Source organism: Wolbachia endosymbiont of Aedes aegypti (assembly GCF_021496215.1).
GTDB lineage: Bacteria > Pseudomonadota > Alphaproteobacteria > Rickettsiales > Anaplasmataceae > Wolbachia > Wolbachia pipientis.
Genome location: NZ_CP090902.1, coordinates 573981 through 598463, shown reverse-complemented (window position 1 = coordinate 598463; position 24483 = coordinate 573981). Strand labels below are relative to the sequence as shown.

Sequence of the window (24483 nt, the reverse complement as noted above, 5' to 3'; positions counted from 1 at the left end):
TATTAACACCTAATGTCAATAACTGATAAATAATCTGTTAAAGGTACAATACTAAAAACTTTAAGCCCTTTTACTTGTTTTAGTATTCTTTTCCAATCGCTCAATGTTCTTAGTTTACCCCCTGTTTCAACCATTACATTAATATCTACAGAACCTCCCACTGGGGAGTAGTAATCTAGGATAGTTTCTATCACTAAAACGCGTGGTATTCCTTTATTTTTTACCAATTTTAAATAAGACAATACCTTATCATCATCATAATGCTGCAGAAAGCGGCAAAAGACACCTAATTCATAATTTGTAGCTGATAATTCTTCTTGAGTTATGAGTTTAATTTTTAAATCTTCTACTGCCTGCCTAGGCACTTTATGTTCGTTGTAATAATATAAGCCTATAGAACCTTTATTGTGTATATCAGAATAAGCAAGAAATAAAGAGTGTACGCCAAATAGCAATATATTTTTAGCACCATCTATATTAACCCTAGAATTAAACTCTTTAGTGTCAAACCTGGAATATCCTAGCAATGCTTGGTAAAACGCTATTTTCCTGTCTTCTGATGTTTCTTTCTCCTTAAAAGATTCAAATGAAGATATTGACTCCTGCCTTAATATATCGGCAATTTTTAACCAATTCTTTTCAGCGGCAACCCTTGCCCACATTGCTGCTGCTTTAGGCAAAAATGGTATTTCCTTAAAACACTTACCTTTTGATGATAGTTGCCATAAGTCCTTGTTCTTATCGTAATCAATAAACCCTATTTCCCACAACGCCCTTAACAGCCTTTCTAGATTTGGAACGATAATATTTAACTTTTGAGATAAAACTGGCATAGTTGCAGGTAAGATATTTAACAAATCAAGTTCAATAGCAACATTTGCGAGGTAAGTTTTCCAAAAGGCTGAAAGTTCTGCAGAAATCTTATGCACTTGAGATTCTTTATCTAAATCAAAAATACTAAACTTTACGTTTCCGGTAATATCGATCTGTCCTAATACACCTTCAAAAGTTTCAACTTTTGCCATGCCATTATAGAATGCTTCTACCATTTTAAATCTTTGCCGGTAAACAGGATTGCCATTAATATCTATATGAAACCAGCCATGCTTATCTTCTGCAATAGCAAATCCTTTATGAAAAACATTAAGCTTTTTATACCATTTATTATGTACTAACTTTCCATGATTATTAATATGTGTAGCCTTACCATCTTTATGGACTACAGCGATACCATCCTTAAAATCCCCAACATAATTGTATTCTTGCTCATAAACTCTATTGCCGTTCAAATCAATATGAAAAAACTTATCATGCTTTCTAATCACACAAATATCTTCTTGGTAATTTCCAATCCATTGATACGAATGTTTGTATACTCTACATCCAGATGGATCAATATGGTAATACCCTGTGTCATCTTCTACGGCTGCTCTATTGCAGTAAAATCCAAAAGTTTTTAAAAATCTGTCGCGATAAATTGCTTCTCCCATTGCATCGATGTGATAAGCGCCTGTCTCATCATAAACTGGTGCAAGGCCAGGCTCGTGAAATTTATCAACTCTAATAAATCTATTTTTGTACAAAGGATTTTCTGACAATTGGTGAAACCTTTCACAGGGGGAAACCCTAATAGATTTAAGGTACTCACTATCTTTCATTAATTGACTAATGGTTTTCTCATGTTGCATGTTTTGCATAATTCATAGTTTAAATAATTCTTTTGTAAGTTTAGGTACTCGCTACTTTGCCATATTTCCTCCAGTTTAACTTCATTAACATTGCCAAAATCTCCTAATGTTTTGCGTAGTTCATCTGGAGCACAGCAGGGACTAAACTTGCCTTCATTGTTTATCCATGCTTCTTTACCTAAAAATGGGCACTGACCACCTGGAGCCAAATCCTTGATACCCTCTTGAGAAAGGATCGTAAAATTTTCTAATTTTATCTTTTTACCATTTGGCAATAGCATATTATCCCTAAGTTCATATAACCTTCCCACCTCCGTATTCCATCTACTAATTGCTAATTCATCTCTCCTCATAGATAGATCCTTAATTTCCTTAAAATGTGCCCAAAGATGATGTCCTTTAACTCTATCTATGCCATTTTTTATAGCCATCTCAACTATGTCGTAAAGTTCATGTAAATTACTTTCTAAAAATGTTAATTGTAAAGTAACGGTACACCTTTCACCTGTATCGCTAAAGTATTTATCTCTAACTTCAAGGAAAGTTTTTAAATTTTCTGTCACTACTTCCCATTTTGAACCTTTCATGATTCTTTCATGAGTTTCTTTAGTTGCCCCATTCCAGGAAATCTTAACATCAGATAAAATTGGTACCAATAGTTCAGCCCATTTTCTAGCTCCTTTAATAGGAAAAGAACCATTGGTCGTGAGGTTAAGCTTCAGGCCGAACTCATGGCACAAATTGATTATTTCATCAAAGCTTTTATACATTAAAGGCTCACCCATAGTAGAAGGAATGATTTCCCTTAAAGGTGTTCCATCTGCTTCCTTAATTACCTTCCTGATAGTTTCTATTGACATTATCTTGGGTTTTATCCCTTTAGCTTTCTTCTCCTCTTTAACTTTACTATATGGTGAAAAGCATTCACACATTACACAAGCAAAGTTGCAGTAATCTGGATTAGTATCAAAAGTAATTCTCCAAGGACCAGGTTTTGTAGCCACTGATTTGCCTTTATTTTCAATAATATTACGGTAAATTTTGTTAAGTTTCTCAGTATGCTCACTTATAGAAGGTACATTACCATTTTTAGTATAAAGATAGCCTCTTTGGGTCAGTTCACTGTATAATTCCTGGTCTGTAGATAGGACTTGCATTTTTTCTGACAAACTATTTGTATCTCTATGCTTAAATAATAGTCCGTTTATTCCATCTCTTACATATTCTGCCATGCCACCATAATCAGCCGTTATTACTGGTACACTCAGTTGCTGTGCTTCATGTATTACTAATGGTGAATTTTCACCCCAAATTGAAGGAACAACTATCGCATCAACTTTATTAAATACATCAGTAACTATATTTTTATTGTTATAACTTCCCATCCATTCTATCCTTTCTTTAACAGCATGTGGAAACTGATCGGCAATCGCTTTTAAAGTTTTAGTTTCTTCCCTTGCCGCTCCCCAAATTCTAAGTTTTGCTTTAGATGATAAGCGAGAAAAAGCCTTCAATAATAGGTCAACACCTTTCTCGGGAGTATGAGTACCTATATAACCGAAAATAAACCCTTTTTCTTGCACCCTATTTCTATTCTTAAGACGATTTAGATCAAAACCATAATCAAGATAAGAAATTTTGTTTATCGGAACATTAAAGTCTTGAGTAAATTTATCCATTAAGAATTTTGACGGAGCAATGAAGTAATCTATATAGTCCACTACTTTCTTTGTTTGCTTCATTCTAGTTGCAACCCATTGTTCCCAATAATTTAAGTCTGAATTCAAGAATTCTTCATCTCCTGTAAAATGCCCCTTGTAACATTGGGTTGCACATTTTTGATCCTTCTGTCCATCACAAAGCCGTAACAAATCTTCAGAATTACGTTGAATAAATCTTCCTCTTGGACACATTAACCAAAAATCATGTAGCGTAAAAATTGTAGGTATATTTTCTTTAAAAGCAACTTCTGGTAAAGTAATTGATAGATGATTAAGATGACCAAAATGTATAAGATCTGGTTGAAAGTTATCTATTATTCTTTTAAATTTTATATTTACTTCTTCATTGATAAATTTGTAACGATATTTAGTTGTAGGTATATTAATTAAATTCAGTAAGATCCGGGAATCACTACAGTCCAGAGCTATAGTATAATGGAAATCAGGTAAGAAGCTGTTTTCATGCCTAGTAAATATTTGTACCTCATTATTATTGGCTAGTTCATGGGCAAGAGTTTGGCTGTAAACCTCCGAACCAGCGCTATAATAAGGAGGGTAACCATGAATAACTTTTAATATTTTCATATATTACCATATCTATATTGTTAGGATATTCTTGTGTATTGTTTTGTAGACTTTTTATAAATTTACCTAATCCTACTTTTAATGAATGCTTTGGAGACCAACCAAGTAGCTCTTTAGCTCTAGTAAAATCACCATGGAACTTAGTTACGTCAAAATTTCTTGGAGGATAAAAATCAATTCTAGAATCACTTTCCGTGACTTTTAATATTGTTTTTGCTAAGTTTTCTAAAGTACATGGGCTATTAGTAGTAAGATGAATAGCAGGAAGAGAAGATTTCTCGTTTTGTAAATATTTAACAGTTAAGTATATACCCTCTATAACATCATCCAAATAGGTAAAATCAAAAACACATTCTTTACCTTCTATCCTAATTGGATCGCCTTTCAATGCATTGATACAGAGTGCAGGAATTACTCTACTACTATGATCTAGTAAACCACCATATACATTTGAGAAGCGTAATATTGCTACATTAAAGTTAGAACCTTTTAAATTTATTACTTGTTCTTCAATAAATGCTTTACCTTTGGCGTAATTATTTATTGGGTTGATACTAGCAGACTCTGCAACTGGTAGTTCCTTTTGTTCTCCATATACTTCTCTACTGCTTGCATATATAAACCATGGTTTATTCGGAAGCGACTTGCAGAATTCTAAGAATTGGATTGTACCATCGACATTAACTTTTTGGCACAATTCAGGATAAAGCTCACCATGTATAACTCTAGAAATTGCAGCCAGATGAATAACCCCCGTACACTTAGCGAGTAGCGGCATTATATCTTCTGAAAAAAAACTGAGTGGGTTGTCGCGAAACCTAATATCGCAGCTTATTACTTCATAACCCTGCTTTTCTAACTTTTCTACTAAAGCCGATCCTATCAAACCTGCAGCACCTGTTATTAATATTCCCATGTGTCCCTCCCACTACAACCAGGAAAATCTTTCACACCTATCATCTTACAAGTAAGACTTAAAAAGCATTATAAAACTAGTATCAAACAAATGTCAACTTAAATTAAGGATCAATGAATAAAAAAATATAGTTATGAAAGAAGGGTTGGTTGTCTTCTTCTATTTGCCTGAAAATAACGTTCTGCTTTGACCAAATCCTCTTTGTTATTTACCCCCATTGCTTCCTTTTCGTCAGCGACTACATAACCTGCACGTAAGTTATTGCTTGCTGCAATGGGTATTATATCATTAAGACAACATTCGTTGGTCGAATCATTAAATTTTACTTCTTTTATTAGGGTATAAAGATCTTTAGCGTATGAAACCATTATTCCAGAGTTTGCAAGAAGAATTTCATCTTCACTTTTCAAGACTTTTTGAACATTGTCATTATCATCAATTACTAATCTTCCATATTGCTTATCTTGACTATTAAATCCAAGAAGAACTAAATTTTTATTATTACACTTTAAACAATCAGTCATTCTCATAACTGTATCACTAGATATAAACGGGGTGTCTCCGTACTGTATTAAAACTATGTCTTGGTCAGATAACCGCTCCAGGCTTTCTAGGGCAATTTTAACTGCAGTGCCAGTACCTGTAATATTTTCTTGAATTATCAATTTTATATTATATTTATCAATTATATCTTTTAAGGTACTAAATCTTTCTAACTCCTTTAGAAAAGGCTTGTTAATGACAATTGATAGACTTTTTAAACTCAGCGGTTTTGCATTGTGAATTATATGCTCTAAAAGAGTAAAATTTCCTACTAGGTGTAGTGTTTTTGAGTACTGTGAATTCATTCTACTGCTTTTTCCTGCTGCTAATATTATCAACGTGTTATCCATACATAACTCAAGAACTTACTAGGAGGTAAGTTAAGTGATAATTAATGAGTTGTAAAGTCTACTATAGTTTCCTAAATGATCCAGAAAAAATAATTAACATGCTTGAAATATATAAATCCTCTATGACGCTAATATAGATTAGCCGATAAAGTAAGCTTCCCAGAACTACTCATTTATATTGACCCATCAGTACTTATACAAAAGCTAGTTGATCGAGAAAATAGGCAAATCCTTATCAACGGCCTACTACTTTTCCTAACTTATGCTTCCTTGTTATATTGTTGAGTATACTTTTTAAATAGTTTTTTTCTGTTTTCTATCAACCAATAGAAGTTTCTTTTAGCCCATAAGGATATTTATATAGGAACTGATATTTTCTATGCTGGCAAGAGTCTTGACGCCGTAAAAAAAACTACTCAATAATTGGGTAACTTCTGATGACATTTTCACTGTACATTTATCGCACAACATTAGTGCTACAATCACAGGTGTAAAGGTATTAAACAACCTTTAAAAAGTTTCACTTTTCCCTTAATCAATTTTTCCTTTGATATAAGTGTTTATTGCTTTTGCCCTCTCTGTTGTTATAATTAACATTTTGTAGTAGTTCAAGATGAGTTTTGCATATTCAGAGAAAATCGTCCATAGAATCAGCATCTAGCTTATCTAGGTTAAAATATATAGTTTTACAAGATGACTATTTATGGAAGAACATGGTGGGGTAAGAAGTGGCTCCAGTCTTTTGACGGAATAGATTATGATAACCGTCTTCCACGTGGCAGAACTTGTGCTAATACTGGTCGAGCTTTTGGTATTAAAATTAATGGTCACATAGTTACAGCTAAAGTTCATAGCTCAGGATCTTACCCATATCGTGGTTCAAAACCTCAACCATATAAAGTCAAAATTATACTCAATGAATTAAGCTCATCAGAACAACAGACCATTCGTCAAATTATTGAAACTTCACCAGCTATATTAGCTAAATTGATAAATAGACAATTATCAGCCAGCTTGTTTGATAAGCTTAATGATCTTGGGATTAAATTATTTCCTTCAAATTGGCAGGAGATGAATGCAAGTTGTAGTTGTCCTGATTGGGCTATGCCTTGTAAACACATTGCTGCTGTAATTTATCTTATTGCTGCAGAAATTGATAAAAACCCCTTCATGATTTTTAATATTCATAATTGTAATTTGTCAGCACTTATCGATGATTTTGGGAATGGAAAATTAGAAAATGCTCAAAACATTTTAAAGATAGATGATATATTTAAGGCATGTTCTAAAATTAGAATACATAACCAAGCAATTTTAAATGATATTGATTTATCAACTATTCCTAACCTTTTTGGTTGTATCAGTAGTATTTTAACAGATAATCCACTTTTTTTTGAAAAAAACTTTCATAATATCTTACAGATAGCTTATAAGCATTGGCAAAAGTATCCTGCAGGAAGATTAGTGTACTATCCAGCTTCTAAGAAGGAACTATCAGAAGAGGAGCTATTTATTAAAAGATGGGGAAATATTGAGAATTGGCAAACATTTCAACTATTCATTGATGATCAGCATTACCTTACTCAAGTGAGCAATGGTACAACTAATTTATTTAGGCTCAGTGGAAATGTATTGAGGGATGTAGCACGATTTTTAAATGATATTCCTAGTTCGTTACTCCACAAACTTAACCCTGAACTTCGCTTCATGCATATGATTTCACAGTTTGCACATATGCTAATGGAAAAGTCAGCGCTAATACCACAAGTATTACAAAACAAAAGAGGAGAAGTAATAATTAGGTGGATTCCGGCGTTGTTTAATGAGTCAGTTAAGGAAATTCATAGCAAGATATCATCTATTTGTCCGCCTCTATTGATTAAATATCAAGAAATCGTTATGGAACCAGAGGAACAAGTAAATGTTGCTATCTCTCTCATCCTTTTAGGGTATATAGAAGATAACTTTCCTGCATCACTGGATAAGCATAGAGATAAATCCATCTTTGAATTATTCTTTACTGGAAGATCATACAAGTTTACTGAGTTTAGCAACAAGGAAATACCGCAAGCAATTAATCTCTGGCTTTCACGTCTTTATTTAGCAGATAAACCTTACAAACTCTATTTAATGATAAAAGATCACCATGAAAAATTTGAACTTGAGGTACAGTTATCACTGGATGATGAGAAGTCATTCATCAAGCTGGAAAAAGCACTCTCTAATCAAAACGTAAAGCTTAGTATTTTATCTGATCTTGCACTTTTGTCTGAATATATACCTGAACTAGAAAAGTCGATTGACGATAATAGCACATTATCATTTAATTTAGATAATTTTGCACCATTATTTTTGCATATCTTGCCTGTACTAAGAGCAATAGGCATCAAAGTTATTTTGCCGAAATCTTTACAAAAAATCTTAAAACCACAATTAAGTCTTAATTTGTCTACTAAAGATAAAATAAAAGAAGATCGCGAAAGCTTTTTAACGCTGGAAAATTTATTGAAATTTGATTGGAAAGTAGCAATAGGAGATAAAAAACTAAGCGTTACAGAATTTAAAAAATTGCTAAAAGATTCCCGAGGGCTTGTGCGAATAGTCGATCAGTACGTCCTTTTGGATGACAAAGAGGTAGAAGCTTTATTAAAAAAACTTGATAAATTGCCTGATTATTTAAGTCAAGCAGAGCTTATGCAAGCTGCTCTAACAGGAGAAGTAAATGAAACTAAAGTAGCATTTGACCAGCAGCTTACAAGCTTATTTAATAAACTTAATACTTACACACCTGTTACTACACCAAATAATCTAATAGCACAACTACGCCCATATCAAGAACGTGGATTTAGTTGGCTTGTACAGAACATAGAAAACGGGTTTGGTAGCATAATTGCTGATGATATGGGTCTTGGTAAAACATTACAGGTTATAGCAGCTATTCTGTGTTGCAAAAATACAGGGTTTTTGGATCGGGACAGAGTCTTGGTAGTAGCTCCCACAAGCATATTAAGTAATTGGCAACGAGAGATGGAACGTTTTGCACCAGAATTAAAGCTTTTCGTCTATCACGGACAAAATCGAGAATTGGCAAGTGATTATGATGTAGCTCTAACATCCTATGGTCTTGCACGTCGTGATAAAAAAGAACTTAATAAAATTCGCTGGTTTTTGCTCGTGATTGATGAAGCACAAAATATAAAAAATCCTAATACCGAACAAACCAAGGCAATTAAAACTATTGCAGCAAAACATAAGATAGCTATGAGTGGTACGCCTGTTGAGAATAGGTTGCTTGAGTATTGGAGCATTTTTGACTTTATCAACAAATCTTATCTTGGTACTCCTAAGCAGTTTAAAAGCAGCTTTGCAACACCGATTGAAAAAGCAAGAGATAAAACTTGTCTAGAAAGGTTTATGAAAATCACTAGCCCTTTTATGTTACGTAGGCTTAAGAGTGATAAAAGCATTATTCAGGATTTACCAGATAAAATTGAGAACAATCGTTATTGTTCCCTCACTTCAGAGCAAACAGCGCTTTATCAAAAGGTTGTTGATACAACTATGGAGAAGATAGAAAAAAGTGAAGGGATTGAACGTAAGGGACTAATCTTTAAACTTATCAATGCTTTAAAGCAAATTTGTAACCATCCATCACAGTTTGGCAAGAAAAAGCGTGCGAGTATTGAACAATCCGGTAAAATGCAGATGCTTGAGGAAATATTGATTAGTATTGGTGAAGTTGCAGAAAAATCATTGATATTTACTCAATACACTGAAATGGGTGAGATTATAGCTAGGCTACTTGAAGAAAGGTTTGAATCAGAAGTGCCATTTTTACATGGAGGACTTTCTAGAAAAGCACGTGATACAATGATTAATGACTTTCAAAACTTATTCCAGTCCAACATTCTTATAGTGTCTTTAAAAGCTGGTGGAACAGGGCTTAATTTAACAGCGGCAAACCATGTAATACATTACGATTTATGGTGGAATCCAGCAGTGGAAGCACAAGCAACAGATCGGGCCTATCGTATCGGGCAAGAACGTAATGTCATGGTGTACAGGCTACTTTCAACAGGTACATTTGAAGAGCGTATTGATGAGATGATTCAAAGCAAGAAGGAATTAGCAAACCTAACTATAAGTAGTGGCGAGAGTTGGATTACAGAATTTAACAACGATCAATTAAGAGATTTAGTTAATATAAAAAATGCACTATAATATAGCTGAGTTATTTAATGTAAAGAACCAGCTAACTACCGCTAATAGTTCAAAATAGAGACAAAGATTTATATTTCGTACTTTATGTCTCATTGGTAGGCAAAAAGCCTGTAATTACGTTTTAAAGTGATTCCACTTTAAACTGTACCCTTTAGCACCTGTAATGCCCTTTAAAATTTGAATAAAAAGCATCTTTAATAATTCTATTCATGAACCAAAAAGTAATTGCCGTTTTCAGAAACTTTTCATTTTTACAGATGGCTTGAAAAGATTATCATTAATAGGTAGGCCAAACTCCTCCAAAGAAAAAAGTTTTTAATTTTTTCAGAAAAAGTCATAAGAAACCCGGTATATATATAGTAGAGGGTTTTCTATCAAAGACACCATTATGAATTATATAGCAGAAAGAAAACATTAGTTTTTTTAATTTATTTTAAATATATCAACAGAATAAAAACTAAGTGGTTGACATGGTGAGTAAAATGTAGTAGAATTATAATAGAGTGTTTTTCTTTAAAAGAAAGAAGATACTAAAACCTCACTTTTCACCTGAACTGACTTCCTTTACTTGTTAATATATTTTTCAAGCTTTGCCAAAAGAACCCCCACCGTAGTTTTTACTTACATAATGAAAGAGTAAGACCCCAATCAAAACAGCCTTACTCAAAAACCTTTCAAACGCTTAATCTTAAAAGAAGTTTCAACTTATGGTACAAGATTTTTTAACTGATGTCAAACAAAAAAATACTTTAAATGATGAATATTATGATTTTAATAATACTGTAGAACCATTAGAGCAATTTGATGTAGAAGAAATAAAAAGACAACTATTATTAAACATAAGATCATGCCTTTCTTATTTATTCCCAAGGGGAACTTTTCATGGAGATGAATTCCGAATAGGTGATGTGCATGGTAACAAAGGACAAAGCCTCAGAGTAGCATTAACTGGTGGAAAAGCCGGACTCTGGCAGGATTTTGCAACTGGGCAGAAAGGTGATGTTCTTGATATTTGGGCAGGTGCACAGGGAAAAGATACAAAGAGAGACTTTTGTGAAGTGATGGCCTCTATAAGTGAATGTCTTGGATATAACAAGAAATGCGCAAAGGCTGACGAAGACTTCGAGAAATTTATTACCCACAGTTGGAATTATTATGATGAAAATGGTCAGGTCATTGTAAAAATTTATCGTTCTGATCCTCCTAAAGGAAAAAAGCAATATAAGCCTTTTGATGTTAAACAATCTCGGTATGGTGCGCCAAAAGTAAGACCTCTCTATAACATACCAAGTATTTTAAAGTCTGATAAAGTTGTTCTGGTTGAAGGGGAAAAATGTGCAGAAGCGCTGATAGAACAAGGTATCACAGCAACAACAGCAATGTCTGGAGCAAACGCACCAATTGATAAAACAGACTGGTCACCACTTAAAGGTAAGCATATTATCATTTGGCCAGATAATGATGAAGCAGGTAATAAATACGCAAAAAATGCTGAAAAAAAGCTTTTAGAGATCGGAGTTGCATCACTTGCTGTGCTTGAAATTCCTCGAGGTAAGCCTGAGAAATGGGATGCTGCTGATTGTGTAGAGGAAGGTATAGATGTCAAAGAGTTTTTAGCTTCAACTCCGTTGCTTACTATTGATACTCCAGCTACTGATACTTCAAATATGAAAAGTTTAGAAAGATCCACAAAACAGCCACTTAACATTTTAGATTGGAGTGCAGAGCGCTTTGTAGGTCCGGTACCAGAGCAAAAGTTTCTTGTTGAAGGTCTATTTCCTTTAGGTGTTACTTCAATAATAGCAGCAATGGGAGATACAGGCAAAGGTATGCTTCTTCTTGACCTAGCGCTTAAGGTTGCAAGTGATAAGGATCAGATGTGTGGCTTTGGTTCACTTGTTACTGAACATGGATCAGTAGTGATTTTTTCAGCAGAAGATGATGCAAGTGAGATACACCGCCGCTTAGAACGACTCGACCCTAAGTGTGAAAGGTTGAAACATAAAGATAAATTATTTATTGTACCACTGCCAAACGTCAGAGGATCACTTACAATACTCAGAAATGTTCGTGGTAAAATCGTCGAAGTTTCTCCTGAATTCGAATCCGTAATGAAACAGCTCGAGGAAATTAAAGATCTGAAATTGATAGTATTTGATCCACTTGCTTCATTTATCCATGCAGATATAAATGCTGATCCTGCTGTAGGGGATTATCTAATGTGCTTATTATCTGATTTAGCATGTAGTACTGGAGCTTCGATAATTACTGCTCATCACATGAGAAAGCCAAAAGGAGAAAAACCAATATTAACTGCTGAACAAGCACGCGATGCAATTAGAGGTACCTCTGCTCTTGTTAATGGTGTTAGATGCTCATACGCTTTTTGGCCAATAGAAAATACAGCTAGGCTAGAAATCTTTAAGGCAGTAGGAGAAACACCAAGACAGAATGCTTTGTTTCATGGGGCAGTTGTGAAGGCCAATGGTTTAGCTGATCGCACTGTAAGAACTTACCTAAGAAATCAGGAAACAGGGCTACTAGAAGATATAACAATACAACTAACAGTTAAAAATGCTAGTGAAAAAGACCTTAAAATATGTCTTACTGATGCAATTACACGATCTGCTGTTGCAGGACACCCATTTACTCACACAGGAAGCACAGGAGTATATAAACAACGGCATAGGCTACCTGAGATTTTCCACAGTATGGGAAGAGATCGACTAGAGCGTATAGTTCAGGAACTTTTACAAGCAAAGCAGTTAGTTAAAGGAATGTCTACAGGTGCAAAAGAGGATAAGTGGCTTGACATTCCAACTGGACCATTTGCTTGTGGTATAGGAAAGTTCACTCTTGGAGCTGAAGATTTTAGCTATAGGCAAAATTTAATGTTAGGATAAGTCTTTCTTTATGGGTGGCTCTTTAAATATTTTAGAGTTGCCCTATTTTCTCTATTCAATCTACCATCTACTCAATCTAACTTCGGAGCCACAACCCTATTATAAGTTATGATTTCAATTAAAAAGGGATAAGACATCAAATGGTTGAATTATATTCCTAATTCCTTGGTTACTAAATAAGTAATGAGAAACTAGGAAGCTAAAGATCGCTTGAATCCTAACCTTTTGCCCTCTATTCCTAAAAGTGTTCCTAGTTATTATGTGTCTGAAGTCAGCCATTATAGCGGATTCTGCGTTCCTAAAACCCTTATATATTATATATATATAATAGTAATAAATAATAATAGATAATATAAAATAATAGTAAAATACAAATAAAGTACAATAACTTAAACAGCAAAAAGAAAGAAGTCCAGAAAGGCTGCCACAAAATATTATTAAGATATTTACATTTAATGAAAAATACAATTAGTGCGTTTTTAAAAGGCTCTTACTCTCATCTTTTTTTTATGCTGATAAAACTCAAATAAACGTTGGTCTGCTAATGCGGTTTTAAAACGATTCTACGACTTCAGGGTACAATTATACCACCAAGACCTAAGTTGCTCATGTAAGGTAGCTTAAAAATCGATTATGAGGCATTTCTAAATTATTTTTTATCTCAAATTTTTATTTATTACAAAAAACCCTAAAGCTAGTCTATCATGTTTTTTTGTTGGTTGCAAAGAAAGTTTTTCAAAAAAGATTGAACAACTTGTGGTGAGTATAAGGGGTTAATGGAGACTATATGAGAATACAACAACTTTTATTGCAAACCTCTGAGCAATTGATTGCAAAACTCTCAGTGATGAAACAATCTTTATCAGCAAATTGTAGATGAAGCTAAAGGAAAAAAGTTTGAAGTTACTGCCATAGAAGAAGAGACAGAAGCTCGTAAAATTTGATTGCTGCTTAAAATGGAGACAAAGAGCAAAGTTTATTTACGTCTCCAACAGAAAAGCTTCTTTTGTAGTAGTCAAAAAAAGCAGAGATATAGGGCTTTCTGAAGGGAGGGGTCTGGTAGAGACTCATGACCTTGAAACCAGCGATTTGGTCTCATAACCATAGTCTCCCCAAAAGAACCGTGCTTGCGGATTTCCCGCACACGGCTCCACAATACAGCGTTCACACTAGTGCTCCTGTGTATAAAGAAACATATACCTTTGGTTTTGGTAATGGATTTACTTTTAAATAGTGTATAAATTGTTCCCAATCCATACTTTTCTTTTGACTACGTCGGTTTATCCACTTAAATGCTAACTTTGTTACCGGTCGATAGAATTGAATCAAACACCGATAATTTCCGCTAACTCCGAAGTAGCTATAGTGTCCTGTTAGTTTGGCTTTAAGTTTCTGCCACCAATCTTTGAGACAGATACGACTTCGTACCATCTTCAACCATTCTTTGATTTCTTTAATCTTTCTGGCTAGGCTTATTTTTGAAGTTTTCTGCTTCATCATAAGTTTACCATTACGACTTTTTCCACAATAATGTGTAAATCCTAGAAAGTTGAAGCTAGCCGTCCTACGTTTCTCTCTTTCTGCTTGATACCATTCTTTCTTACCAAACTTTACTATTTTTGTTTTATTTTCAGCTATTTCCAACCCAAATTTACTTAGTCTTTGTTTCAGTAATTCTAGAAATTCTTTTGCGTCTTCTTCCCTCTCGCAGCCAACTACAAAATCGTCGCAAAACCTTATTAGCTGTAAATATCCTCTGGCTTTTGGCTTAAATTTCTTTTCAAACCATAAGTCCAGCACATAGTGTAAGTATATATTAGCTAAGACAGGGCTTACTATACCACCTTGTGGTGTGCCTTGATCGGTTGCTTTATAACATCCAACTTCGACTATTCCTGCCTTTAGAAATCGTTTTATTAACCACAATAAATTTGGGTCAGCTATTCGTTCCCTTAGACAATTCATTAGCCATTTATGTTGAACATTATCAAAGAACTTCTTGATATCCACTTCTACAATATAGTTAATTGGTTTGTGCATAACTGCTTTATCTAGAGCGTTTATCGCCTGATGACAATTTCTTCCTGGTCGAAATCCATACGAGCTGTCCATAAAGTTTGCTTCATAAATATTTTCTAATATCTTCTTTAGCATTACCTGTACCAACTTATCTTCCGTTGATGGTATTCCGAGACCGCGCTTCTCTTTGCTCCCGGCTTTGGGTATGTATACCCTTTTCACTGGTAGCGGTGATATTGTTTTCTCTTCATACTATCCACTAGTGTTTTAAGTTTCTCTTCTAGATTTTCTCCATAAGCTTCCACTGTCACACGATCTATACCACAAGCCTTGTTGCGTTTTAGTTCCTTATAACACTCTGCAAGATTCTCTTCATTAATCAAATGAACTAATGATGTAAATTTTACTCGCTTATCTTGCTTAGCCCTTACTGCTATCTGGTTTAGTTTTCCTTGCATACTCCTCTAATCTCTGTTGTATTGGTATAGCAATCCCTATACCAGTCACTATATTGCTAACCGCTTCCCCTTGTATGTGGCTTTCCCACACTCCGAGTACTATCAGTTAGTCCGACTTCCTTTGCATCTTCCTCCAGTCCTCGCCTTTATTGACTTGTTCCAGAGTACCCTTACAGGAATACAAAGGATCTCCCAAGTTCACGTAAGGTCCATCTCAACATATGACGCGGCCTTCGATCCCGATGAGGTGAGTAATATCTTGCCTTAGCGTTATTACCCATGTTGCCTTCCACCAAATGTAAAGTGTCAGCCCCCATGACGCGTGAATTACGGGACTCAATACCTTCACTTTCGTTGCACCCTATGTTGTCCATTCCATTAGCTTTACTACGCTCGTTACCTTACGCAGCATAATGGTTTGTTCCAGGTTGCCGGCTAAGCTTTACCCGTGTTGGATTTTCACCAACTGTTCCTTACGCACTTCTTGGCGCACACATTTTACACCCCCGATGCTTGAATTTTCCATACCATTCCTGAATTATCTCTAAGTGGTGGTGTGTGTACTCTGTATCTACAACTACCTATGGAAAAAGTATCTCCTACCATTGGCTTTAATACATCAAACACACTTACTTCCAACAATAAAATTTCTCCTACAAATTGTCCTTCACCAATCTCGTATAATTTATCTGGCTGTTGCTTTAGTACTTGTACCATATATGACTTATCCTTTGATTCATACAAAGCTACTTTTCCTAAATGGGCAAAACAATCTTGCAATAATCTCTTAATATTTTCTTGCATATTTTTCTGCTATATACTAACCTTTACATGCTAAGAAGGGGCACACAGGTAAAGCATTCTTCTGCCTCACCACTTTATAGTTGCTCTACCTGTGTTGTTATGTTACAACGACTTTTACTAATACTCCCGGTCTATGGCACATTGGCAGAGAATTTGACTGAGTATGTAAATCGGTCCCTCTATCAAATCTTCTTGGCTCTTGTTTCGCGTAAAGTGGCTGTCCAAGAGTATTTACTGTCTCATTAAAGTCTGCTGGTGCAAAATACGTTGTAAATGTGCTCGCTGTTCCTAGTGGAAAACAGTTTCCACTTTCTCTTTCTATAAATCTTCTTACGGTTCCTTCAGGGTCGGTTGCTTGCCCTCTATACTCTTCAAATGTTATTCCACAGAACGTAAATCCTGATCTCATGTCATTCCTCAGCGCTGCTCCTTCTTGCCATCTTTCATATGCCTCTTTCACTTTACTATGCGAAATTAGTGCATCAAAAAACTCTGGACTTACCAGTGCATGAATCCCCGTCATATATTCACCACTTAAATTGTCCTCAACATGGCGCAATACTTCCAGACACTTACGCTTTACATCGGTTGTCGCAGTCCCCAATGCAAAATTTACTACTTTTGGTGTAATTTCAAATTCGTTGTAAAGGTTTAATAACTCCGACCCATCAGCATCAAGAATGATTCCCTTCAGCGCTCCCATTCTCAAATGTTCTAACGTTATTGCGTGTTTATTTCTCATTAGCTGCAAATGATCAGTTATTACATCTGCCAATGCTTTCAGTTCACTTTCTGACCCAAATGCCCTTATTCCCTGTACTTCCTCAGGCAACACTACGTCATCATGTGGTATATGTGGAATGGTAAAAGTTCTTATTTTTCGTTTTCCACGTTTTCCTACTGTTGCTGGTGCTCCTGGTAAATGCGTTGGTAGTAAACTTAATACTCCATTTTGCTCCTCTATAGTAATATGTCTAAATCTTACTGACCTACTTGGAAACAAATTTAAATTTTCAACTCGTCCATAATTTATCGGCAATATATTTATTGCATTTGTTAGTGCCGTCATGCTAAATGCTGTATTTGTAAATGGATTTTGCATTTTTTCTTTTCCCCCTTTTGTATTTTTAATAGTTTTTTAAGCTCCCTTGCGGATAATGATCCCTCGTCCTTCAAGGTGCTTTATTGCTGCAGTTTTCTGCTCTTCAATGATATTTGCTGGCCATACAACTGCATGATCTGCTAGTATTGCACCACGAGCAATAATTACTCCTTTACTATTTTCCTTTGCGTTTACATCGCTTGCTATCACTCCTATAGCCGTTTGTGTCCCATCTGTGGCAGTTGGATTTAAAGCTTTAATAAAACCATCTTTAGTATCATAACCAACTACTTTTCCCAGCTTTAGATTTTGTCCCTTGGCTACTGTTATTTGATCTCTTGAATATAGGTTGGACACTTCATATTTCAGAAGATCGCCTAAATTATTTCCTTCAGTTATACTTATCATGTCTTTTTCTCTCCTTTTTTTATTTTTTTACCGCCATATTTGTGGTTGTTATACACGGCGGTTATACACATACTTTAAATGTTTGATTGCGCACGACTTTTCGCTACCTGCATCATCAACTCTTCTCCTGAATTCTGTGGTATTGCACTTAGTATTTCTGTCTTCTTCGTTCGCTCTGCAAGTAACTCCATTAAAACTTCCCTGGCTTGCTCAACACTTACGCTTTGCTCAATAAATTCTCCTATCTTTTCTGGCATTCGTGATAAGTTACATAAACGTATTAATTCAAGAACTTCAGTACGATACTTAGTTAAATTGTCAGTTTCTAGGTCATTTGTAGTTTTTTCATTCATAGTAATATCCCCTTTTTTATTAATAGATTTAAACTCTGAAAGAATTGTAATTCCATCTGCAAGACCTATTTCTACTGCTTTCTCGCCAAAATATAGCCCTGCTTCTGTTGATTTTATTGCCTCTACAGAAAGGTTTCTATTGCGTGCTATTAGCTCAACCAGCATTCCATATAAACGATTCACTTCGCTTTTTAGGCTTTCTAAACTCTCAGAAGTTATTGGCTCATGTGGATTTAAATCATTTTTTCTACTTCCTGCAAATACTGTCGTATATTTTATTCCCTGTTTTTCATCAAACCCACTTTGATCTATATGACTTGCTATTACTCCTATGCTTCCAACTCCTGAAGTTCTAGTTACCAATACTTTTTCAGCACTTGATGCAATTGCATACGCCGCAGAATACGCATCATCATTTGCTATTGCCACAATCCTCTTTTTTCTCCTTGCTTGGTAAATAAAGTCGGAAAGGTCGAATAAACCGTTTACTTCTCCTCCGGGGCTGTCTATGTCCAAAATTATTGTTTCTACTTCTTTATCTATTAAAGCTTCTTCTATCTCTTCACTTATCTTCTCATACGATGTCATCCCCAATACATCATCAAAAACTTCTGACTTTTTCGTCAAGATTCCATGTATTGGTATTATTCCTCTTTCACTATTTCTTACCGCATGTTTTATATTTTTAAAGATAGGCTGCTTTCCTGTTTGTAGTGACAGTAATTCAAAACTCCTTGGTTCTACCATTACACATCTGTTTAGCCATATCGCTTGGTTTTTCATATTATCTCTTGATTAGTAGTAACGTCGGAATCAAAACTTAAACCCAAGGAACTAGCACGTCTTTGATCTTCTGCAATTTCTTGGTCTATTTCTTCTACATCATAACCTAGCTCTGAAACCACTTCTGATCGACTCTTAAATCCATTTCTTACTGCCATTTGTTGTGCTTGCTGGTCTTTTAAAGGATCCACCAATCAAATCCCTGTGGTATCCATTTTACTTCTTCTTTCGCTGCTTTTGCTACTTTTTTATCTATACTCAGTTCTCCACAGAGTACTGCTAATTCTAGCCATCTACTCCATACTGGTCTGCAAAATTGAAATACCATAATGTTGTGTTGCAGCATAGCACATCTACGACGAAACTCTATTAATCCTGCTCGAATGGATGAATAATTAACGCCCGTTAAATCTCCTGTTAGTTGCTCATATGTTATCCCTGTGCCTATTGCTATTGCCCTCAGCTGCTGTCTCATGAATGCTTCATAACTTCCTCCTACATCAGATGGCTCTGAAAATTTTATGTCTTCTCCTGGGTCTAAAAGCTGCATTGTTCCTGGCTCTAAACCTGATAGTGCTACTCCTTGCTCATTACTTTCACCTTCTCCTAAAATATTTGCTTCAGGATCGAGCCTTGTAATAAACCCTGCAAACATCGCTGCTGTCTTTTTTCTCACTAATTCTGCATCATCATATTGATCAAGTTCATAGAGCTTTAGCAGTATACTCGAAAGCCATGGCTCTCCTCTAATTTGCCCAGGTCTTAATGGTCTATAAATATGTAAAACATCATTTGCTGGCACTCTCACTGATTCACCAAATGAGCCTTCACCAAGGTGTTCTTTAAATAGGTAATATGCTTCTCTTTGCCCAAGCTTGTTAAACTCAATCCCGTTTCTTATTACATTACCATTTCCTAAAGTTTGATTTGTTTTATTATCTAAATGTTCAGACTCAAGTACTTGCAGTTGTAATGGCACAGAAAATCTATCTTCCAGCTTTCTCGTTCTTAAACGTACAAAACATTCTCCTCCCTCTATCATACTTCTGCATACTAGAGCTTGTAATCCATAAAAATCACTTACTCCGTTACTGTCTGCTTCATCTGTCCATCTTAGCCATAATTCTTGCACCCTCTTTCGAAATTCCCCATCCCTTGCTTTTGATTGCGGTTTTATTCCTGTTCCAATAGAGTTACTTACTATTGTATCAATAATATTTGCTGCATATGGATTTTTTCTCACCATATCACGTGATCTACTACGTAAAGTTTCAAGGTTTTGAGACAGCAAATTGTTTATACTTCCTAACTCTGGTTGAAAGTGAAAAAATCTTCTTCCTGAGCCTGCAGCATCCCAGGCTGAGCTTTTTATCTTTGGTTTGTTAAATAGTTGTTTGAATGATTTTAATAACATTTTGCCTCTTTGATTATGCAACAAGTTGTTGCACAATTTGACATTGAAAAATTATAGCAAGTTGCTAGAGAATTTGGTCAACAGATTGTATGTAGAGAGTCATTACTCTGGGCTACGTTTATAAATTTCTTTTCGATGTCCTATTGCTGCAATTTTGACCATGTGCTCTGAGTTATCTATTAAGTATATGACTCGATAATCGCCAACACGCAACCTAAAGTAGCCTACCCATTTATGCGATAAAGCCTCACCTACTTTATCAGGAATAATTGTGAGACGTTTTTCTATAGCTTTTTGCACCCTTAACCGTATTGTTTTCGGAAGAGAAGGAAGATCTTCGGTATCTACACCTTCTAAATAACCAATTTGGTAAATTATTCCCACTTGATATCTTCATGTCTAATTATTTTTGCTCCAGGAACATTACGTTTAGCAGCAAGTTCAAGTAGAGCTATTTCTCCTTCATCCATTTCGTCACCTTCAGATAGTTTACTTACCTCAAGTTCTTCTTCTACTAGATCTTTTACAATTTCTTCAATAGTTCTATTTTGAACTTTTGCCATTTCTGTAAGATACTGAGCAAATTCCCCCTCAAAATTTACATTAACATTAAGCCTTCCTTGACTTTGATCCATATTATTCACTGTAAGATATCAACTCTAAACTATAACATTTTTACATAATTTTGTCAACCCCTTTATTTGTTGAAAAAACAATTTTTCTCTTTGGCTTCATACCTGCAATTTTCAATTCAGCCTTAATACGTTGTCTTAAGCTTAGTAAATCATTTATATCTACTTCAGCATATCTTACAACATGGTCACCATATGCAATTGATACTACTCGCTCTCCGTTTTGTAGTTTCTTTATCGCTTCTTCGACTTGAATTAGATAATCTTCGTTATACATTTACTACTCGCTGATCCATTTGCTTTTCACTATTTTCTTTGATTTTTTACTTTCTGGTTTTTCACTTAAACTATTCCATTTACTCTCTGGCCAACGATCGATTCCAAGCGCAATAGATGCTGTTCTTGCATAAATCCTACAGTCTAATACTTCATTTCTTTCTCTTACCTTTTGCCACTCTTGTTTGGTATAACCTTTTACTACTTTGCTGACTAATTGCTCTGCCGTTAGCTGCTTAAAATATTCAGGTGCATACTCGGGAAAATGACAGTATCCTGCTGGAGCTTCTTCACCGTCCTTTAAAACATTAAGTAATTGAAAAAGTTCTGACTTTAAAATCGATACTCCCACTGGCCAGAGCTTTATTCCTCTTTTTAGCTTTTGACCACCAACTGTTATATCTACTCTACTTGGGCTGCTAAGTGGTACTAGAGCTTTATTTACACCTTTCACTGCCATTACTCTTCCAGAGCCTTGATGACCTCTTACCCAATTGTATACTTCTTGTGTCGCATACCCAGCATCAACCGCCATCATACTTATCATGTATTCAAGACCATTTTCACCGATAAAATGATGATTTAAGAGCTCAGAGAGTTTTCCCCATACTTCTCCTCTTCCAGTATCACCTTCAAATACTCGGTATTCTATTGACCAACTTTCGCGGCTTTTTCCCCATGCTACAACTTCTACTTCTAAACGATCTTTTTGGACATCTACTCCTGCAGTAAGCACCACTTCTCTCCTAGGTACTGTGCCTACGGGAAAAAATTCTCTCCTGTTAAATAATTGCTTCCAATCTGGTACTTCTCCTTTGTCTACCCAGGTTTCTCCAAGCGTAGTATTTATCCATACTTTTAGTAATTGTTCACTTTCTTTTGCATGAAGAAAATCTTCTACTGCTTGAGTCCAGCTATACCAGCCTACTGGACTATAAAGACTTGAAAGATGAAATCCTTTTTTCTCACCTTTTACTCTATTAGTAGGTCTCCATTCTCCACGCTCAAGCATCTCTGTCTTTTGATGATTTTCTATTTTGCCGCTACATTCAGTGCAGACATAATGTGCTGTTCTTGAGTCGTTGTTTTCCCATTTAATTTGTGACCATTTTAGAACTTGATAGTAATTACAATACGGACATGGTACAAAAAAGTACTGCTTATCTGTTGCTTCAAATTCTTTCTCAATTCTGCTTATTCCATGAATCGTTGGTGTTGATACTAAAAAAATCTTTCGCCGTGCAAATGTATTAGTTCGAGCAATACTGAGCAGCACTGGATCTCCTTCACCACCTGAATCTCCTGGATAGGCGTCTATTTCATCAAGAAAGAGATATTTTACTGGCATAGATCTCAGTGCTACACTGCTATTTGCTCCGGTTATTACTACTATTCCACCTGGAAATTCCTTACTTTGTACAGTATTGCCTGAGTCTCTTGACCTTGGGTCTTTTACTTTACTCTTTAAACATGGCGTACTCTCTATTAACGGCGCAAATCTTCCTTTTGACCAACGCTTTCCCATTTCAACTGTTGGCTGCACAACTAACATTGGACCAGGAGTCTGATCTATAATATAGCCTATCCAATTGTTACCAGCTTCTGTTCCTCCAATCTGCGCTCCTTTCATGAATACTACTTTTTCTGCTGGTGAGGACGGAGAAAGTGAATCCATGATTTCTTTTAAATAAGGAGTTCTTTCTGTTCTCCATTTACCTGGCTCTGATGCTGCAGTTGGCGCTAAAACTCGATACTCATTCGCCCACTCTGACACTTTAAGTAGTGGATCTGGCTTTAAACCTTCAGAAAAAGATGTAGCATATATCATATCGCTAGCTCTTCACCATCATTAGATGATACCTCAACATCACTTAAAATAGAACTGCACTCACTTGTTTTCTCACTTTCGAGTTCAATAAACATTTTCTTTTCAAGTGCTTCTTCTATGTACTTCTGAGTTAAATTACTCATTGCTATTGCAGCTATGAGCGCAACTATTCCCACCATTACCGCAGCTATAATGTTAGGGTAAATTCCCACTATCACTATTGCACATACTGTTATAGAAACACAGACGATATTGATATATTTCTTTATTTTTTTGTCTGCTATTTTCCTTTCTTCAAAATATTTATTGCTCAATAAATGAAATGTTGGAAAGTTCTTCTGTCTTCCAAATAACACTATTTCCTTCTCTTTGCTCAGTAATTTTATTAATTTTGCGTTGTTCGTTATTATTGCATACTGAAAAACATCCGTGGCATCTGCTCCTCTCTTTAGCAACAACTTTACTACGTTAAAGTGACCATGCTTTACAGCAACATAAATTCCCGTTTTTCCACTCTCATCTACAGCATCTATTTCAACTCCTTCACCAAGAATACCGTCTATTAGGTCTTCATATCCTTTTCTGGCAGCTAAATGAAGCAAACTGTTTTTATCAGCTCCGTATCTATTACTTACTAAAATCTTTACTATATCTAATCTATTTGCTTCTTTTGCATAACAAAATGGTGTCTTGCCATTATCATCCTTAATTAAAGGATCTATATCTTCTCGCGTTAGTAAAACTTCTATTGTTTTCAGCCTTTCAGCATAATGTAGTGGCGTTTTATTTTCATAATCTTGTAAGTTAACCCCAGCATTAGGAACATTTATTAAGCATCTTACAATATCTAAACATAAGTCCCTTTCGTCGTAATTACTACTACTTATAGCTACGTGCAAAGAAGATAATTTCATTGCATTTCTGCCGCTGCCAACTACATTAACATTCGCACCAAGATTTGAAAGTAATTTTACTACTCCTAGCTTCTTGTTGTTTACTGCATAATGAATTGCTGCATGATTTCTCGCATCAAGAACATCTTTGTCCGCATTTCCTTCTCTAATTAAAATTTCTACTATTTGTTCATGCCCAGCTCCTGCCGCTAAGTGTAACGGTGTATGTAGTAAAGCATTCTGCTCATTAACATTAGTCCCTTTGTCGAGTAAAAACCTTACAGCATTTGCTTCATTCAACATCGCAGCTAAGTGAAGTAAGCTATCTTTCTCCAATCCATATTTGTGATTGATTAGTGCTTGTAATATCTCTTCTCTTGCACAATCCAGCGCACTTTTACCATTATCATCAGTGATCAGTGGATTAATATTTTTCCTATTTAGTAAGAGAGCAACCATACTAAGCTCGTTAATTTCTACTGCATAATGTAGTGGGGTTTTCCCATTTAATCCTCTAACATTTACATCCACTCCTGGTTGATTAATAAGACACTTTATTAATTCTAAACTTAAGTTAGCAGACATT

Annotated in this window: 18 protein-coding genes and 1 pseudogene; 2 read left to right on the top strand and 17 right to left on the bottom strand. The window is 35.3% G+C overall.

The window, feature by feature from the left end; all coding sequences use genetic code 11:
• Positions 1-2: 2 nt before the first annotated feature.
• The 4 genes from L0Z58_RS03025 to L0Z58_RS03010 all read right to left on the bottom strand — a co-directional run bounded on the left by L0Z58_RS03025 (position 3) and on the right by L0Z58_RS03010 (position 5803).
• Positions 3-1697 (bottom strand): WG repeat-containing protein, encoded by a 1695-nt coding sequence (locus L0Z58_RS03025; RefSeq protein WP_010962712.1) that lies wholly within the window; start codon positions 1695-1697, stop codon positions 3-5.
• The gene (locus L0Z58_RS03020; RefSeq protein ID WP_010962711.1) at positions 1658-3994 is read right to left on the bottom strand and encodes a glycosyltransferase; all 2337 of its coding nucleotides are present in this window, start codon (positions 3992-3994) and stop codon (positions 1658-1660) included. The genes L0Z58_RS03025 and L0Z58_RS03020 overlap by 40 nt, the downstream gene beginning before the upstream one ends.
• A complete protein-coding gene (locus L0Z58_RS03015; RefSeq protein WP_006280064.1) occupies positions 3951-4910 on the bottom strand; it encodes an NAD-dependent epimerase/dehydratase family protein in 960 nt (319 codons plus the stop codon). Before L0Z58_RS03015 ends, L0Z58_RS03020 begins: the two co-directional genes overlap by 44 nt.
• 131 nt (positions 4911-5041) lie before the next feature.
• Positions 5042-5803 carry a sugar phosphate nucleotidyltransferase gene (locus L0Z58_RS03010; RefSeq protein ID WP_010082157.1) on the bottom strand — a complete coding sequence of 254 codons (762 nt, stop codon included), beginning with the start codon at positions 5801-5803 and terminating at the stop codon, positions 5042-5044.
• 693 nt (positions 5804-6496) lie between these two features.
• On the opposite strand from L0Z58_RS03010, the gene L0Z58_RS03005 reads away from it, so the two are divergent.
• Entirely contained in the window at positions 6497-10024 is a 3528-nt protein-coding gene (locus tag L0Z58_RS03005; protein ID WP_010962710.1) for a DEAD/DEAH box helicase, read from the top strand.
• A gap of 707 nt (positions 10025-10731) precedes the next feature.
• Positions 10732-12927 carry an AAA family ATPase gene (locus L0Z58_RS03000; RefSeq protein WP_006280189.1) on the top strand — a complete coding sequence of 732 codons (2196 nt, stop codon included), beginning with the start codon at positions 10732-10734 and terminating at the stop codon, positions 12925-12927.
• 1164 nt (positions 12928-14091) lie between these two features.
• On the opposite strand, the gene ltrA is transcribed toward L0Z58_RS03000, so the two are convergent.
• From ltrA to L0Z58_RS02940, 13 genes and pseudogenes are all read right to left on the bottom strand, one after another.
• Positions 14092-15168: a group II intron reverse transcriptase/maturase gene (ltrA, locus tag L0Z58_RS02995; protein WP_233700146.1), complete on the bottom strand. Its 1077-nt coding sequence runs from the start codon at positions 15166-15168 to the stop codon at positions 14092-14094.
• Positions 15165-15404 (bottom strand): hypothetical protein, encoded by a 240-nt coding sequence (locus tag L0Z58_RS02990; RefSeq protein WP_227738621.1) that lies wholly within the window; start codon positions 15402-15404, stop codon positions 15165-15167. The genes ltrA and L0Z58_RS02990 overlap by 4 nt, the downstream gene beginning before the upstream one ends.
• Positions 15367-15495 (bottom strand): hypothetical protein, encoded by a 129-nt coding sequence (locus tag L0Z58_RS06625; protein ID WP_255324786.1) that lies wholly within the window; start codon positions 15493-15495, stop codon positions 15367-15369. The genes L0Z58_RS02990 and L0Z58_RS06625 overlap by 38 nt, the downstream gene beginning before the upstream one ends.
• Before the next feature lie 407 nt (positions 15496-15902).
• Positions 15903-16208: a head-tail joining protein gene (locus L0Z58_RS02985; protein WP_007550857.1), complete on the bottom strand. Its 306-nt coding sequence runs from the start codon at positions 16206-16208 to the stop codon at positions 15903-15905.
• 97 nt (positions 16209-16305) lie between these two features.
• Positions 16306-17310, bottom strand: a complete 1005-nt coding sequence (locus L0Z58_RS02980; protein ID WP_010962707.1) for a major capsid protein — start codon at positions 17308-17310, stop codon at positions 16306-16308.
• 36 nt (positions 17311-17346) lie between these two features.
• Entirely contained in the window at positions 17347-17718 is a 372-nt protein-coding gene (locus tag L0Z58_RS02975) for a head decoration protein (protein ID WP_010082142.1), read from the bottom strand.
• A gap of 74 nt (positions 17719-17792) precedes the next feature.
• Entirely contained in the window at positions 17793-18854 is a 1062-nt protein-coding gene (locus tag L0Z58_RS02970; protein ID WP_006280203.1) for a S49 family peptidase, read from the bottom strand.
• Positions 18851-20268, bottom strand: a pseudogene (locus L0Z58_RS02965) (phage portal protein). Before L0Z58_RS02965 ends, L0Z58_RS02970 begins: the two are co-directional and overlap by 4 nt.
• Positions 20269-20370: 102 nt before the next feature.
• Complete coding sequence (locus L0Z58_RS02960; RefSeq protein ID WP_010962706.1) at positions 20371-20652, bottom strand: type II toxin-antitoxin system RelE family toxin; 282 nt, start codon at positions 20650-20652, stop codon at positions 20371-20373.
• Positions 20643-20903 (bottom strand): hypothetical protein, encoded by a 261-nt coding sequence (locus L0Z58_RS02955; protein ID WP_012673197.1) that lies wholly within the window; start codon positions 20901-20903, stop codon positions 20643-20645. Before L0Z58_RS02955 ends, L0Z58_RS02960 begins: the two co-directional genes overlap by 10 nt.
• Positions 20904-20943: 40 nt before the next feature.
• The gene (locus L0Z58_RS02950) at positions 20944-21177 is read right to left on the bottom strand and encodes a gpW family head-tail joining protein (protein ID WP_010962704.1); all 234 of its coding nucleotides are present in this window, start codon (positions 21175-21177) and stop codon (positions 20944-20946) included.
• A 3-nt stretch (positions 21178-21180) separates the two neighbouring features.
• Positions 21181-23004 (bottom strand): phage terminase large subunit family protein, encoded by a 1824-nt coding sequence (locus tag L0Z58_RS02945; protein ID WP_010962703.1) that lies wholly within the window; start codon positions 23002-23004, stop codon positions 21181-21183.
• On the bottom strand, positions 23001-24482 hold the full coding sequence (locus L0Z58_RS02940; protein ID WP_010962702.1) for an ankyrin repeat domain-containing protein: 1482 nt from the start codon (positions 24480-24482) through the stop codon (positions 23001-23003). Before L0Z58_RS02940 ends, L0Z58_RS02945 begins: the two co-directional genes overlap by 4 nt.
• Position 24483: the final 1 nt, after the last annotated feature.

Coding starts and splice junctions, on each gene's coding strand:
- L0Z58_RS03025 (WP_010962712.1), bottom strand. CDS start 1,697: ATGCAAAACATGCAACATGAGAAAACCATTAGTCAATTAATGAAAGAT.
- L0Z58_RS03020 (WP_010962711.1), bottom strand. CDS start 3,994: ATGAAAATATTAAAAGTTATTCATGGTTACCCTCCTTATTATAGCGCT.
- L0Z58_RS03015 (WP_006280064.1), bottom strand. CDS start 4,910: ATGGGAATATTAATAACAGGTGCTGCAGGTTTGATAGGATCGGCTTTA.
- L0Z58_RS03010 (WP_010082157.1), bottom strand. CDS start 5,803: ATGGATAACACGTTGATAATATTAGCAGCAGGAAAAAGCAGTAGAATG.
- L0Z58_RS03005 (WP_010962710.1), top strand. CDS start 6,497: ATGACTATTTATGGAAGAACATGGTGGGGTAAGAAGTGGCTCCAGTCT.
- L0Z58_RS03000 (WP_006280189.1), top strand. CDS start 10,732: ATGGTACAAGATTTTTTAACTGATGTCAAACAAAAAAATACTTTAAAT.
- L0Z58_RS02990 (WP_227738621.1), bottom strand. CDS start 15,404: ATGCAAGGAAAACTAAACCAGATAGCAGTAAGGGCTAAGCAAGATAAG.
- L0Z58_RS02985 (WP_007550857.1), bottom strand. CDS start 16,208: ATGCAAGAAAATATTAAGAGATTATTGCAAGATTGTTTTGCCCATTTA.
- L0Z58_RS02980 (WP_010962707.1), bottom strand. CDS start 17,310: ATGCAAAATCCATTTACAAATACAGCATTTAGCATGACGGCACTAACA.
- L0Z58_RS02975 (WP_010082142.1), bottom strand. CDS start 17,718: ATGATAAGTATAACTGAAGGAAATAATTTAGGCGATCTTCTGAAATAT.
- L0Z58_RS02970 (WP_006280203.1), bottom strand. CDS start 18,854: ATGAAAAACCAAGCGATATGGCTAAACAGATGTGTAATGGTAGAACCA.
- L0Z58_RS02955 (WP_012673197.1), bottom strand. CDS start 20,903: ATGGATCAAAGTCAAGGAAGGCTTAATGTTAATGTAAATTTTGAGGGG.
- L0Z58_RS02950 (WP_010962704.1), bottom strand. CDS start 21,177: ATGTATAACGAAGATTATCTAATTCAAGTCGAAGAAGCGATAAAGAAA.
- L0Z58_RS02945 (WP_010962703.1), bottom strand. CDS start 23,004: ATGATATATGCTACATCTTTTTCTGAAGGTTTAAAGCCAGATCCACTA.
- L0Z58_RS02940 (WP_010962702.1), bottom strand. CDS start 24,482: ATGTCTGCTAACTTAAGTTTAGAATTAATAAAGTGTCTTATTAATCAA.